The organism is Falsiroseomonas oryziterrae (assembly GCF_021864505.1).
In the GTDB taxonomy this organism is placed as follows: Bacteria; Pseudomonadota; Alphaproteobacteria; order Acetobacterales; family Acetobacteraceae; genus Falsiroseomonas; species Falsiroseomonas oryziterrae.
On record NZ_JAKJIB010000085.1, the window covers coordinates 1 to 13025 of the forward strand.

Annotated in this window: 14 protein-coding genes; 5 read left to right on the forward strand and 9 right to left on the reverse strand. The window is 71.4% G+C overall.

Translation table 11 applies throughout. From position 1 onward, the window contains the following. A partial coding sequence (locus L2I40_RS09425) for an ATP-binding protein (protein ID WP_372491037.1) occupies positions 1-932 on the forward strand: 932 nt, incomplete at its 5' end. A 40-nt stretch (positions 933-972) separates the two neighbouring features. After that, complete coding sequence (locus tag L2I40_RS09430) at positions 973-2508, forward strand: UxaA family hydrolase (RefSeq protein ID WP_237214649.1); 1536 nt, start codon at positions 973-975, stop codon at positions 2506-2508. A gap of 7 nt (positions 2509-2515) precedes the next feature. Here the strand turns inward: L2I40_RS09430 and L2I40_RS09435 are convergent, their stop codons facing one another. Genes L2I40_RS09435 through L2I40_RS09465 form a run of 7 tightly spaced genes read right to left on the reverse strand, consistent with a single transcriptional unit; the run spans position 2516 to position 7762 of the window. Then, entirely contained in the window at positions 2516-2722 is a 207-nt protein-coding gene (locus tag L2I40_RS09435; RefSeq protein ID WP_237214650.1) for a hypothetical protein, read from the reverse strand. A 55-nt stretch (positions 2723-2777) separates the two neighbouring features. Further along, complete coding sequence (locus L2I40_RS09440) at positions 2778-3491, reverse strand: DUF1003 domain-containing protein (protein WP_237214651.1); 714 nt, start codon at positions 3489-3491, stop codon at positions 2778-2780. Positions 3492-3537: 46 nt separating this feature from the next. Continuing rightward, positions 3538-3849: a monooxygenase gene (locus tag L2I40_RS09445; RefSeq protein ID WP_237214652.1), complete on the reverse strand. Its 312-nt coding sequence runs from the start codon at positions 3847-3849 to the stop codon at positions 3538-3540. Further along, entirely contained in the window at positions 3846-4307 is a 462-nt protein-coding gene (locus tag L2I40_RS09450) for a lysozyme inhibitor LprI family protein (RefSeq protein ID WP_237214653.1), read from the reverse strand. The genes L2I40_RS09445 and L2I40_RS09450 overlap by 4 nt, the downstream gene beginning before the upstream one ends. Next, positions 4307-5155 carry a fumarylacetoacetate hydrolase family protein gene (locus L2I40_RS09455; RefSeq protein WP_237214654.1) on the reverse strand — a complete coding sequence of 283 codons (849 nt, stop codon included), beginning with the start codon at positions 5153-5155 and terminating at the stop codon, positions 4307-4309. The genes L2I40_RS09450 and L2I40_RS09455 overlap by 1 nt, the downstream gene beginning before the upstream one ends. 50 nt (positions 5156-5205) lie before the next feature. Next, on the reverse strand, positions 5206-5955 hold the full coding sequence (locus L2I40_RS09460) for an SDR family oxidoreductase (protein WP_237214655.1): 750 nt from the start codon (positions 5953-5955) through the stop codon (positions 5206-5208). Between the two features lie 16 nt (positions 5956-5971). Beyond that, positions 5972-7762, reverse strand: a complete 1791-nt coding sequence (locus L2I40_RS09465; protein ID WP_237214656.1) for an IlvD/Edd family dehydratase — start codon at positions 7760-7762, stop codon at positions 5972-5974. A gap of 378 nt (positions 7763-8140) precedes the next feature. On the opposite strand from L2I40_RS09465, the gene L2I40_RS09470 reads away from it, so the two are divergent. Together L2I40_RS09470 and L2I40_RS09475 are read left to right on the forward strand one after the other, a co-directional pair. Beyond that, positions 8141-8878, forward strand: a complete 738-nt coding sequence (locus L2I40_RS09470) for a response regulator (RefSeq protein WP_237214657.1) — start codon at positions 8141-8143, stop codon at positions 8876-8878. After that, the gene (locus L2I40_RS09475; RefSeq protein WP_272910952.1) at positions 8850-10394 is read left to right on the forward strand and encodes a PAS domain-containing sensor histidine kinase; all 1545 of its coding nucleotides are present in this window, start codon (positions 8850-8852) and stop codon (positions 10392-10394) included. Before L2I40_RS09470 ends, L2I40_RS09475 begins: the two co-directional genes overlap by 29 nt. 70 nt (positions 10395-10464) lie before the next feature. Here L2I40_RS09475 and L2I40_RS09480 read toward each other — a convergent pair whose 3' ends face one another. After that, positions 10465-10794 carry a hypothetical protein gene (locus L2I40_RS09480; RefSeq protein ID WP_237214658.1) on the reverse strand — a complete coding sequence of 110 codons (330 nt, stop codon included), beginning with the start codon at positions 10792-10794 and terminating at the stop codon, positions 10465-10467. Between the two features lie 109 nt (positions 10795-10903). Beyond that, on the reverse strand, positions 10904-11935 hold the full coding sequence (locus L2I40_RS09485; protein WP_237214659.1) for an alpha/beta hydrolase: 1032 nt from the start codon (positions 11933-11935) through the stop codon (positions 10904-10906). A 116-nt stretch (positions 11936-12051) separates the two neighbouring features. Here L2I40_RS09485 and L2I40_RS09490 point away from each other — a divergent pair. Further along, positions 12052-13025, forward strand: a 974-nt coding sequence (locus tag L2I40_RS09490) for an MATE family efflux transporter (RefSeq protein ID WP_237214660.1), incomplete at its 3' end; no start/stop codon positions are given.

The window sequence follows — 13025 nt, forward strand, 5'->3', positions numbered from 1 at the left end:
CCGAGGGACGCCGCGCGGCCGCCGCTGTGGCGCGGGCCGCGCTGGAGGAGGCGGAGGCGGAACTCGCAAGGCTGCACGGGGCGGCCGGCACCGCCGATCTCGCCGCGCTGCGGGAGGCGGTGGAGCGCGCGGCGCGCCGCGACGCGCTGGCGTCGGCGCTCATGCAGGAAGAGGCCAGGCTGCGGGAGCAGGCGGATGGGCTCGACGAAGCAGCGCTGCGCGCCGAGCTCGACGGCTTCGATCCGGACCGGGCCGCCGCGCGCCTCGTCGCGATCGAGGCGCGGCAGCACGAGCTCAACGCGGACCGCGAGCGGCTCGGCGGGGAGCGGCAGCGCGTGGAGGGCGAGGTCGAGCGACTGCGGGCCGGCCGGGACGCGGCGGCCTTCGCGCAGGATGCGCGCCAGGCGCTGGCCGAGGCGCAGGCGGCGGCCGAGCGCTATGCCCGGCTGCACCTCGCGCGACGGCTGCTGAAGGCTGGGATCGAGCGGCTGCGCCAGGAGCAGCAGGGCCCGATGCTGCAGGCGGCGACACGGCATTTCGCGCTTCTCACCGGCGGGCGCTACGTCCGGCTGGCCACCGAGGAGGATGATGGCGGCGCGCCGGTGCTGCGCGCGCTGCGCCCCGACGGCACGGCCTGTCCCATGGACCAGTTGAGCGAGGGCGCGCGCGACCAGCTCTACCTCGCGCTGCGGGTCGCCGCGCTGCAGATCCAGGCCGAGGCCGCCGAGCCCCTGCCCTTCATCGCCGACGACCTGCTGGCGAGCTTCGACGAGGCCCGCGCGCAGGCCGCGCTGCGGCTGCTCGCGGAGTTGGGGCGGCAGGTGCAGGTCATCCTCTTCACCCATCACGCGCATGTCGCGGAGCTTGCGGCGGGCCTGCCGGGCGCCGCGGTGCTGCGCCTGCCGGCGGCGGCGGCTCTTCCGGTCGCCTGATCGACCGGCCTAAAGTCGCGCCCGAGGAGAAACGCCCGCCATGGACGCCGTCACGCTGCCGCCCGTCATCCGCCTGTCGCCCGAGGACGGCGTGGTCATCGCCCGCATCGCATTGCCGCCGGGCACGCCGGTCGGCGAGAACGTCGCGGTGCGCGACCGGCGCATCCCGCCCGGGCACAAGGTCGCGACACGGGCGCATGCGAAGGGCGAGGCGATCCGGCGCTACGGCCAGATCATCGGCTTCGCAACGGAGGCGATCGCGCCGGGCGACTGGGTGCACACCCACAACTGCGCCATGGGCGACTTCGCCAAGGACTATGCCTGGGGCGTGGACGCGAAGCCAACGCTGCACGTGCCGCAGCCCGCGACCTTCATGGGCATCCGCCGCGCCGACGGACGCATCGCGACGCGCAACTACATCGGCATCGTCACGAGCGTGAACTGCTCGGCGCATGTCGCCGACCTCATCGCGGACGCCTTCAAGCGCAACCCCTTTACCGGCCACGACCCGCTGGCCGAGTTCCCGAACGTGGACGGGGTGGTGGCGCTGACCCACAAGACCGGCTGCGGCATGACGATGGGCGAGCCGCTGCGGCTGCTCCGCAAGACGCTGGCCGGCTTCGCGCGGCACGTGAACTTCAGCCACGTGATCGCGATCGGCCTGGGCTGCGAGGTGAACCAGCTCGGCCCGATGCTGGAGGAGCAGAAGCTCAGCGGCCGTCTGCGCAACATGGACATCCAGGAGATGGGCGGCACGCGGAAGACCGTGGAAGCCGGCATCGCCTTCGTGCGCGAGGTGCTGGCCGAGGCGAACCGCGTGACGCGCGAGCCGGTGCCGGCCTCCGAGCTGATCGTGGCGCTGCAATGCGGCGGCTCGGACGGCTATTCGGGTATCACGGCGAACCCGGCGCTCGGCGCGGCCTCCGACCTCGTGGTGCGGCACGGCGGCACGGTGATCCTGTCGGAGACGCCGGAGACCTATGGCGCGGAACACCTGCTGACGCGCCGCGCCGTCTCGCGCGAGGTGGGCGAGAAGCTGGTCGCGAAGATGCGCTGGTGGGAGGAGTACACGGCGCGGGAGGGCGCCGAGATGAACGCCAACCCTTCGCCCGGCAACAAGGCGGGTGGGCTGACGACGATCCTCGAGAAGTCGCTCGGCGCGATGGCGAAGGGCGGCACGACGAACCTGACCGCGGTCTACGATTACGCCGAGCCGGTGACGGCCAAGGGCTTCGTCTTCATGGACACGCCGGGCTACGACCCGGTCGGTGCCACGGGCCAGGTGGCGGGCGGAGCGAACCTGCTCTGCTTCACGACGGGCCGCGGCAGCGTCTTCGGGATGAAGCCCACGCCCTCCATCAAGCTCGCCACCAACACGCCGATGTACGAGCGCATGTCGGACGACATGGACGTGAACTGCGGCACGATCCTGACCGGCGAAGAGAGCGTGGCGCAGTGCGGCGAGCGGATCTTCGAGCTGATGCTGCGCGTCGCCTCGGGCGAGAAGACGAAGAGCGAGGGCTACGATTTCGGCTCGAGCGAGTTCGCGCCCTGGGTGATCGGCGCGACCATGTGAGGGCGCGTCACCGCCCCTGTGCGAGCTGCGAGATCAGCTCGCGCACATGGAAGCAGCCCGCGACCTGATGGCCGGCGTCGGGCCGCAGCGCCGCGGAGGGTGTGGTGATGCGCGACGCCCAGTCCTCGCACGCTGCCCGGCTGTCGAAATAGCGCGTCTCCAGCGCGGTGCCGCCGGCCAGCGCGACCAGCACCAGGGCCACCCAGCTTCCCATTCGGCGTCTCCCTCGGCCGCTACCCGCAACGCGTCAGCCGCATGAAGGTTGGCGGTCAGCCCTTGCTGCGGCGTGCCTCCTGCATGAGCTCGATCTGGAGTTGCTGGATCTCCGCAAGGCGCTCCCATTGGCGGCCGATCAGGTGGTCCAGCTTCTCGTGCAGGTGGCGGATCTCGAGCTCGGCCTTCAGATTGACGCGGTAGTCGTTGAGGGAGCGCATCCGGTCCTTCGCCTCCTGCCGGTTCTGGCTCATCATGATGATGGGCGCCTGGATTGCCGCGATGGTGGACAGCACGAGGTTGAGCAGGATGAACGGATAGGGGTCGAAGGCCCCTTCCCCCTCGGCTTGGTTCACGAGGATCCAGGCGGCCATCACACCAGCGAAGACGATCAAAAAGGCCCAGGACCCGCCGAAGGCCGCCAGCCCATCGGACAGTCGCTCGCCGGCCGTGCGCCGCTCGTCGAACTGCGCCTCGATGTTCTCCGCGATCGTGTCCTGCTTCGCGATGCTCTCCGTCACCTGGCGGTCGAGTTCGGTGAACTCGCCATGCTCCTCGCGCAGCAGCTCCTCAACATAGAGGCGGCGGAAGCTGTTGACCTGGGCGACATCCAGCACCGCGTCGTCGGAAAGGGCTGGATGCTCGCGGCGGATGCGCTCGACGAGGCCCGGGCGGAGGTTGCCGAGAATGGCGACTGCCTTGCGAGGCAATTCGCGACCGGTGATCGCGCAGACGGGACGTGGGACGACTTCGTCGGACCGAGGCTGCATGGCGGGCTCCTCCACGGTTCCCGCCATCCTAGGACCGGCCAGCCGGTCAGGGGATCGGGGCGCGGTCGATCCGGCTCAACGTCTCGTTGATGCTGCGATAGGTGGCCTCGATGGCCGTTACGCCGCGCGCGGCGAGACGCTTCGCGTGCATGGCGTGATAGGCCTCGGCCGCGGCGCGGCTTTCGAAGAGGTAGACGCCACCGGCACGCCCCTTCTCTGGCGATTCGGTCCAGATCTTCCAGAGCAGGCCCGACTGACCGGCGATATCCTCGGCCAGCGGCTTGAGCGCCTCGGTCCGGTCGGGACCGAAGGCGGTGTTCGGGAAGTCGAAGATCAGGAGGATCGGGCCGTCGGTCATCTGCGCTGCTGCTGGGGCTGCGGCGCCGGGCGCGGCGGCTCGAGCGTGGCCTCGATCTCCACGATGCGACCGACGTCGAACTGCAGCAGGCAGGCGGCGCGATCGGCGGCGGCCTCGGCGGCACGGTCGGGATTCGTGCCGGCGAAGTCGCAGCGTCGGTCGCGATAGGTCGCCCAGGCCGCCTGCACCTCGGACAGCGCCGCGCGGCGCCCCGGATCCTGCTGGGTGGCGAGCAACCGCTCCACCGCGCGATCGAGACGCGGCGCGATGGTGGCGCGCTGCGCATCCATGCAGCGCGCCGCCAGCGCCATGTCCTGGCTGTTGCCGACGCAGGTGCGGAGATTGCGGTCCACCTGGGCGCCGAGATCGTCCTGACGCGGCGCCTGCTGCGGCCGCTGCTGCTGCTGCGCGAGCGCGAGGCCCGGCACGAGCAGCAGCGCGAGGACCAGCGCGCGCATCAGTCGGAGGCGACCAGCTTCTGCTGCTGCTCGCCGAGGCCCTGGATGCCGAGGCGCATGACCTGCCCGGCCTTCAGGAACACCGGCGTCGGCTTCTTGCCGAGGCCAACACCCGGCGGCGTGCCGGTGAAGATCACGTCGCCCGGGTTCAGCGTGATGCACTGGCTGACATAGGCGATCACCTGCTTCACGCCGAAGATCATGGTGCGGGTGGAGCCGTCCTGCTGGCGCACGCCGTCCACGTCGCAGAACATCGACAGGTTCTGCGGATCGGGGATCTCGTCCTTCGTCACCAGCCAGGGCCCGAGCGGGCCGAAGGTGTCGAAGCCCTTGCCCTTGTCCCAGGCCCCGCCGCGCTCGGCCTGCCATTCGCGCTCCGACACGTCGTTGCCGACGGCGTAGCCCGCCACGTGGTCGAGCGCGTTCTCCTCCGACACGTACTTGGCGCGGGTGCCGATGATCACCGCGAGCTCGACCTCCCAGTCGGTCTTCACGCTGTTGCGGGGGATGACGACGTCGTCGTTCGGCCCGCTCAGCGCGTTGAGGGACTTCAGGAAGACGATCGGCTCCTTCGGGATGGGCGCGCCCGTCTCGGCGGCGTGGTCGGCGTAGTTGAGCCCGATGCAGACGAGGTTCTTCATCCCCGTCACCGGCGGGCCGAGCCGCGGGTTGCCGGTCACGGCGGGCAGCTTCGCCGGATCAAGGGCGGCGATCTTCGCCAGGCCGGCCGGCGACAGGGCGTCGCCGGACAGATCGGGGATCACGCCCGACAGGTCGCGGATCGTGCCGTTGGCATCGAGCAGGCCGGGCTTCTCGGCGCCGGGTGGGCCGTATCGGAGGAGTTTCATGCGTCGATCCCTAACGCGTGCGTTGCGTGCCGCCTAGACTGGACAAGCCGCTACAACATCCAGCCGCCGTCAATCACCATCGCCTGGCCGGTGACGAAGGTGCTTTCGTCGCTGGCGAGGTAGACGGCCAGCGCGGCGATCTCCTCCGCCGTGGCGAGGCGTCCCATGGCCTGGCGCGCGACGAAGGCGGCGCGCGCCGCCTCCACGCTGCCAGCCTGCGCGGCGTTGGCGGCGATGCGCTCGCCGAGGCTCGGCGTGTCCACCGTGCCGGGGCAGATCGCGTTGCAGCGGATGCCGTCGCGCACATACTCGGTCGCGATGGACTTGGTCAGGCCGATCACCGCGGCCTTGGTGGTGCCGTAGACGAAGCGGTTCGGCGCGCCCTTCAGCGAGGAGCAGGCGCTGGCCATGTTCACGATGGCGCCCCGCTTGCGCTCCAGCATGCCCGGCAGCACGGCGCGGACCATGCGCCACATCGACCGGACGTTCAGGTCGAAGGCGAAGTCCCATTCGGCATCCGTCGCCGTGAGCACCGTGTTCTGGTGCACGAAGCCGGCGCAGTTGAAGAGGATGTCGAGCGCGCCCGCCTCCTGCCCCGCCGCCGCGATCGCCGCCGGGTCGAGCATGTCGAGCACGCGGGTGGTGAGGCCCGGTGCGCGGAGTTCCGCGAGCCTGGCCGCGTCCTTGTCGGTCGCGATGACCTCCGCACCCTCCGCCGCATAGGCGAGCGCGGCGGCGCGCCCGATCCCCTGCGCCGCCGCCGTCACCAGCGCGCGGCGCCCTGCGAGACGTCCTGGCATGTGCGGTTCCTCCCTCTCAGTGATTGTGACGGGATTCGCCGCACGTCTCCAGGATGTTCAGGAACAGCGTCGCGCTCTCGAGGCAGGCGCCGGTGCCGAGCTGGCCGACATCGGCGCGGTAGATCTTCTCCCAGGGCGTCTTGTCCACCAGCTTCGGCGGCGTCCAGGCGGCGCGGCGCCGCTCCAGCTCCTCGGCCGGGATCAGCACGTCCACGCGGCGCGTCTTGAGGTCGATTCGGATCGGGTCGCCATGCCTGAGCAGCGCGATGCCGCCGCCGACCGCCGCTTCCGGCGTGACGTTGAGGATCGAGGGACTGCCGGAGGTGCCGCTCTGCCGTCCGTCGCCCATGGTGGGCAGCGCCTTGATGCCGCGTTTGATCATCTCGGCCGGCGGCTGCATGTTCACCACCTCCGCGCTGCCCGGATAGCCGACGGGCCCGCAATTGCGGATCACCAGCACGGTGCGCTCGTCGATGCCGAGCGAGGGGTCCTCGATGCGGGCATGGTAATCCTCCGGCCCCTCGAAGACGGCGACCTTGCCCTCGAAGACGTCGGGTGTCTCGGAGAAGAAGCGCTTGCGGAAATCCTCGTCGATGACGCTGACCTTGATCACCGCGTTGTCGAAGAGGTTGCCGGTCAGCACGAGGAAGCCCGCCTTCTCCTTCATCGGCTTGGCATAGGCGCGGATCACCTCGCGCTCGGGCGGCGGGACGTCCTTCAGGTTCTCGGCCACCGTCTTGCCGGTCACCGTCATCACGTCGCCATGCAGGCGGCCGGCGTCGAGCAGTTCCTTCATCACCGCCGGCACGCCGCCGGCGCGATGGAAGCCTTCGCCGAGGAAGCGGCCGGCGGGCTGGCAATCCACCAGCAGCGGGATGTCGGCGCCGACGCGCTGCCAGTCCTCCAGCGTGTGCTCGACGCCCATGTGGCGCGCGATGGCTATCATGTGGATCGGGCAGTTGGAGCTGGCGCCGATCGCGCTGGCGACGGCGACTGCGTTCTCGAAGGCCTTCTTGGTCATGACCTTGGACGGCTTCAGGTCCTCGCGCACCATCTCGACGATGCGCCGGCCCGTCCAATAGGCCATCTGCGCACGTTCCCGGTGCGGGCCCGGGATGGCGGCGCAGCCCGGCAGGCTCATGCCCACCGCTTCCACCAGGCTGTTCATGGACAGCGCAGTGCCCATGGTCGAGCAATGGCCCCAGGAGGTGGAGCTGGCGGCCACCATCTCGATGAAGCCGCGATAGTCGATCTCGCCGGCCGCGAGCAGGCGCCGCGCTTCCCACACGATGGTACCGGAGCCGGCGAGGCGGCCCTTGTGCCAGCCATCCAGCATCGGCCCGCCCGACAGCGCGAGGGCGGGGATGTTGACCGTCGCCGCCGCCATCAGCGCCGCGCCCGGCGTCTTGTCGCAGCCGATGGTCAGCACGACGCCGTCGAGCGGGTAGCCGTGCAGGATCTCGACCAGCGAGAGGTATTGCAGGTTGCGGTCCAGCGCCGCGGTCGGGCGCTTCAGTGTCTCCTGGATCTGATGGACTGGGAATTCGAGCGGCACGCCGCCGGCGTCGCGGATGCCTTCCCGTACGCGCTGCGCCAGGTGGATGTGGTGGCGGTTGCAGGGGGCGATGTCGGAGCCGGTCTGGCTGATGCCGATGATCGGACGGCCGGACTGCAACTCGTCCAGCGTCATGCCGAAGTTGAGCTGGCGCTCGCAGTAGAGCGCGGTCATCCCGGGGTCGGACGGATCGTCGAACCAGCGCTGGCTCCGCAGCTTGAAGGGCTTCTTGGTCTGGTCGTGGTCGTCCATGGCGTGCTCCCGCGCCGCCGGACCGGCGGCGCACGAGAATGAGTCGCCGTGTCGCCTGCGCTGTCAATCGCCCGGCAAGGGGCCCCTGTCGGCGACCCGCCACTTCGCTCTCGAGGCGGGCTCCGGCAGGCGGATCGCGTGTGATCTGCCGCCGAGCCAGGACCGGCGCAGGGCGTCCCACAAGGTGTCAGAGGGCGGGCATGACATCCGATCGTCCCGGGATAAGGTGGCGCGAGGCTTCCCCTACGCAGGCGTCGTGTCACCATGATGTCGCGCCGGTCTGATCTGCATGTCGTCTGTTGCACGCACGAGGACCGAGTAAGCTAAGGAGCCGGTCTTGCCGGGCACCGGATGCCGGCCTGATTCGCGGAGGGCAGCATGGCCGAGACCGCCGCCATCATCGTTTGCGACGACGAGCCCGACCTGCGGGAGGCCGTGGCGGAGTACCTCGCGCGCCGGGGCCTCGATGTCCGCCGCGCCGAGGACGCCGTGGCGCTGCGCCGGCTGCTCGCCGAGCGCCCGGCCGATCTGGTCGTGCTCGACATCACGATGCCGGGCGAGGACGGGCTGTCGGTGGCCCGGGCGCTGCGCGCCGAGAGCGATGTCGGAATCGTGATGCTCACCGCGGCGGGGGACGTCGTGGATCGCGTGGCGGGGCTCGAGGTCGGCGCCGACGATTATGTCGCCAAGCCGGTGGATCTGCGGGAGCTGCTGGCACGGCTGCGCGCCGTGCTGCGGCGGCGCGAGGCGGCGCATGGCGCGCAGCTGGCGGCCGCCGCGACACCCGCGGTTCCGGCCGGGAAGCGGGTGCGCATGGGACGCACCTGGCTCGATCTCGATTTGCGGCGGCTGACCGGGGCCGACGGCGCCGAGATCCCTCTCGGCCCCAGCGAATTCGCGCTGCTGCGTGCCTTCGCGGAACGCCCGGGGCGGGTGCTGACCCGCGAGATCCTGCTCGACCTCGCCCATCCCCGCGGCGACGAGCATTTCGACCGCTCGATCGACGTCCGCATCGCGCGGATCCGGCGCAAGATCGAGGCGGTGCCGGAGCGTCCGGCGGTGATCAAGACGGTGCGCGGCGCCGGCTATGTCTTCGATCCGACCGCCGAGGCCTGACAGCGGAACGGCCACGCCCCCGCCTCCGCGGGCGCGCACGGTCGAGGAGGAGGTCGCGCTGTTGCGCGGCGTGCTCGACGCCGCGCCAGCGCGGGTCTGCGTGATCGGCCGGGACCGGCGGTATCTCTATGTCAACCGGGAGTTCTGCGAGTTCGCGGGCCGTGGCGCCGCGGAGATCCTCGGCATGACCACGCTGCAGCTGATCGGCCCCGACCTCGTCGCGAAGCTCGATCCCATCGCGGAGCGCGCGCTGGCCGGCGAGGTGGTGCGGAGCGAGGGCTGGGTGGACTACCAGCGCAACGGCCGGCGCTACATCGCCTACAACTTCGCGCCCTTCGGCGAGCCCGGCCGGCGCGCCGACGCCTTCATCAACTCGATGCGGGACCTCACCGACATCAAGCTGCGGGAGGAGGAGGCCGCGGCCCAGCGCGAACAACTGCAGGCCATCCTCGGCGGCATCGCGGACGGGGTGAACGTCGTGTCGCCGGACGCGCGCCTGGTGCTCTGCAACCGCGGCTTCCTGCAGATGTACGGCTTCCCCGATCACCTCGGCGCACCCGGGACGCCGCTGGCCGATTTCGTGCGCAACCGCTTGCGCCGCGGCGAATTCTACGCGCACGAGGAGTCCGGCCGACCTGTCGAGGAGCTCGTCTCGCGCCGCATCGCCGAGATCATGACAGCGCCGGTCGGCCGCTTCGAGGAAATGCGGCCCGACGGGCGCTGCATCGAGGTGCGGCGCGAGAGACTGCCGGACGGCACGCGGGTGAACACCTACATCGACATCACCGCCCGCCGGGACGCCGAACGCGCGAGGCGGGCCGGCCGCGACGCGCTGCGACGCAACGAGCGCCTGTCGGCAATCGCCTCCATGCTCGCGGGCGTCGCGCATGAGATCAACAATCCGCTGGCCGTCGTCGCGGCGCAGTCGTTGCTGCTGGCCGAGGAGGCGGAGGGTACGCCCTTCGCCGAGCGCGCGGAGAAGGTCCGCGCGGCAGCCGAGCGCTGCGGGCGCATCGTGGCGAGCCTGCTCGCCAGCGCGCGGCGCAAGCCCGCGCGCCGGGATCCGGTGGACCTCGTCCAGGCGACGGAGATGGGGCTCGACCTGACGCTCGAGCCGGTAAGGGCTGCCGGGATCGCATTGGAGGTCGACCTCGCGCGCGACCTGCCGCCGCTGCTGGGCGATTCCGACCAGATCGCGCATCTCGTCGGCAACCTGGTCGGCAATGCGCGCGCCGCGCTGGCCGCGGCGCAGACGGCCGGGCGCATCGTGGTCAGCCTGCAGCGGGATGGCAGTTCCGCGGTGCTGCGGGTGGCCGACAACGGGCCGGGCGTGCCTGCGGCCCTCCGGGAGCGGGTCTTCGACCCGTTCTTCACGACCAAGCCCGACGGAGAGGGCACGGGTGTCGGCCTCGCGCTGTGCCGCACCATCGCGAAGGCGCATGGCGGCAGCATCGTGGTCGAGGAGACGGAAGGCGGCGGCGCCACCTTCGTCGTCAGGCTGCCCCTGCCGCACTGAGGGCGTGCGCGACGGGCGCCTGCATGCGCCTTGGGAAGGCCGGAGATGGCCGGCCTCCCGCGGCCGAAATCTACTGCATGTTGTAGTCGGTGATCTGGCAGGTATCCACGCGCCGGCGCTCATGCACCTGGCCATTGGCGTAGACGATCCGGATGTCGTTGATGCACTGCGCCTGCGGCAGCCGCACCACGAGGGTCTGGCCCGGCGCCAGGACGTTGGCGCCCAGCCGATCCGGCCCCCAGGAATTGTCGTTGGAGGAGGAGACGTAGATCTCGTTGATCGTGACGCCCGATCGGTTGTTCACGCGGAAGGACGGGTCGTTCGACTGCGCCAGCGCCGGCGCCGCAAGCCCGCCCAACACCAGCGCGGCCGCGAGGCCGCGGCGAAGCACCTGCATCATGATCCCCTGATCCCCTCGACTCCGCCATGGCGGCGGCAGCGCATTCGACGCCAGGGCATGATGCCGCGCAACGAAGCGGCAGGCGGCAAGCGGGAAGGTGGAGAAGATTTCAGGCGGCTTCCTCGAGGAAGACCTGAACCGCCTGGAACAGCGCACCACGATTGCGCTCGAGCCACATGTGGTGCGTGCCTTCGCCGAGCACGACCATGCGCTTGCCCGGCGATGCGGCGAGCCGCTCGAACAGCGCCATGCCGCGCGCCGGCGGTGCGGTGCGGTCCCATTCGCCCACCACGATCAGCGCCGGCGCGCGCACCGAAGCCGGGTCCCAGAACGGCCGCCCGGCGTTCCAGTATTCGCGCGCGTCGGCGACCGGGCCGTTCGGCACGCGCAGCACCTGCGGGTTCTGCCGGATGCCGTCGGGATCGAGCGCCCAGGTGACGCCGGCGAAGTGCTCGAACCAGCCAGGCGGCAGCAAGGCGGCGCGTCGGTCCTCCGGCGCCTGGGCCAGGATGCCTTCGCGCAGCTGCGCCTGCGTGAGCGGGCGCCACGCACCGAGCGCGTCCCCGGGATCGGTGCGGCTTGCCCCGTCGCGGAGCCAGTCGGGCGAGACGAGCACCAGCCGCTCGACCTGCGCCGCGTTCTCGGCGGCGAAGCGCCCGGCCAGCGCCGCGCCCCAGCCATGGCCGAGCAGCGACAGCCGTTCGAGGCCGCGCGTGCGGCGGATATGCGCGACCGCCGCGGCAAGGTCGCGCAGCGCCTCCGCGCCGCGCGCCACGGGTTGGCCCTGATCCGCTGCGCGCGCCAGTTCCTGCGGGCGGGAGGAGCGGCCGAATCCGCGGATGTCGAGGGTCCAGACGTCGAAGCCGCGGCTCGCGACATAATCGACCCAGGAGACGCCGATCAGCGGCAGGTCGAAGCTCGTCGAGGCGCCGAAGACCTCGCCGTGCACCATCAGCAGCGTCCGCGCCGGCGAGGATGCGGCGCCCTCTGGCCGCTTGGAGCGCAGGAACACCTCGATCCCGGCATCGCCGGTCGGCACCATGAATTCCTCGGTCACGATCTGCGGCTGCGCGCGCGCGGGCGTGGCGAGGGCCGCCGCGGTCACGATTGCGGGGGCGGCAAGCAGGAGGCGTCGCTGCATCGGGCCGACTCCAAGGCGTGTGGACGGCGCATGTAGCGCACTCCATGCGGCAGGCCCAGGCGCGGGCTGCGCTGCCGGCATGGATGCATCGGCCGCGGCCGGGCTAGAGGTCGGCCATGGACAGCGTCGCGACACTGCCGCGCGAACGGGCCGCCTGGCGCGCGGAAGCGCGGGCGATGCTGGCGCTCGCCTGGCCGCTGGTCCTGACGAACCTCTCGCAATTCGCGCTGACTCTGACGGATACAGTCTTCCTCGGCCGGCTCGGGACGGAGGAGCTGGCGGCGGCGACGCTTGGCGCCAACCTGTTCTTCGCGGCGCTCGCCCCCTGCTTCGGGCTGGCCATGGCCGCGGCACCGATGACGGCGCAGACCCGCGGGCGCGGACGCGGCTTCGTGCGCGGCATGCGGCGCGACGTGCGCGCGGCGTTCTGGGCCGTCGCGATCGCCACCCTGCCGGTCTGGCTGCTGCTGTGGCACGCCGAGGCGCTGTTGCTGCTGCTCGGGCAGGAGCCGCGCCTGGCCGAGCTCGGCGGACACTATGTGCGGGCGCTGATGTGGGGCATGCCCTGCTTCTGCGCCTTCGTCGTGCTGCGCGGCTTCCTGGCGGCCGAGCAGCGGCCGGGAGCCGCGCTCGCGGTCTCGGTCGCGGGCATCGCGCTGAACGTGCCGCTGAACCTCTGGCTGATCCATGGCGGGCTCGGGCTGCCGCCGCTCGGCGTGGTGGGCGCCGGTCTCGCTTCCTCGCTCTGCAACCTCGCCATGCTGCTCGGGCTGGTGGCGCTGATCGCGCGCGACCGGCACCTGCGGCGCTTCAGGCTGTTCGGGCGGCTCTGGCGCCTCGACGTGGCGCGGCTGCGCGAGGCGGCGGTGATCGGCCTGCCGATCGCGGGCGCGATGCTGCTCGAGATCGGCGTCTTCGCCTTCGCCGCGATCGCAATGGGCTGGCTGGGCGCGCTGGCGGTCGCGGCGCACGCGATCGCCGTGCAGGTCGCCTCCATGACCTTCATGGTGCCGATGGGGCTCGGCCAGGCGGCGACGGCGCGCGTCGGGCTCGCGATCGGCGCCGGCGACCGCGCGGCCGCGGCGCGGGC

Excerpts from the sequence above, each read along its gene's own strand:
- L2I40_RS09430 (WP_237214649.1), top strand. The coding sequence starts at position 973 with ATGGACGCCGTCACGCTGCCGCCCGTCATCCGCCTGTCGCCCGAGGAC.
- L2I40_RS09435 (WP_237214650.1), bottom strand. The coding sequence starts at position 2,722 with ATGGGAAGCTGGGTGGCCCTGGTGCTGGTCGCGCTGGCCGGCGGCACC.
- L2I40_RS09440 (WP_237214651.1), bottom strand. The coding sequence starts at position 3,491 with ATGCAGCCTCGGTCCGACGAAGTCGTCCCACGTCCCGTCTGCGCGATC.
- L2I40_RS09445 (WP_237214652.1), bottom strand. The coding sequence starts at position 3,849 with ATGACCGACGGCCCGATCCTCCTGATCTTCGACTTCCCGAACACCGCC.
- L2I40_RS09450 (WP_237214653.1), bottom strand. The coding sequence starts at position 4,307 with ATGCGCGCGCTGGTCCTCGCGCTGCTGCTCGTGCCGGGCCTCGCGCTC.
- L2I40_RS09455 (WP_237214654.1), bottom strand. The coding sequence starts at position 5,155 with ATGAAACTCCTCCGATACGGCCCACCCGGCGCCGAGAAGCCCGGCCTG.
- L2I40_RS09460 (WP_237214655.1), bottom strand. The coding sequence starts at position 5,955 with ATGCCAGGACGTCTCGCAGGGCGCCGCGCGCTGGTGACGGCGGCGGCG.
- L2I40_RS09465 (WP_237214656.1), bottom strand. The coding sequence starts at position 7,762 with ATGGACGACCACGACCAGACCAAGAAGCCCTTCAAGCTGCGGAGCCAG.
- L2I40_RS09470 (WP_237214657.1), top strand. The coding sequence starts at position 8,141 with ATGGCCGAGACCGCCGCCATCATCGTTTGCGACGACGAGCCCGACCTG.
- L2I40_RS09475 (WP_272910952.1), top strand. The coding sequence starts at position 8,850 with ATGTCTTCGATCCGACCGCCGAGGCCTGACAGCGGAACGGCCACGCCC.
- L2I40_RS09480 (WP_237214658.1), bottom strand. The coding sequence starts at position 10,794 with ATGATGCAGGTGCTTCGCCGCGGCCTCGCGGCCGCGCTGGTGTTGGGC.
- L2I40_RS09485 (WP_237214659.1), bottom strand. The coding sequence starts at position 11,935 with ATGCAGCGACGCCTCCTGCTTGCCGCCCCCGCAATCGTGACCGCGGCG.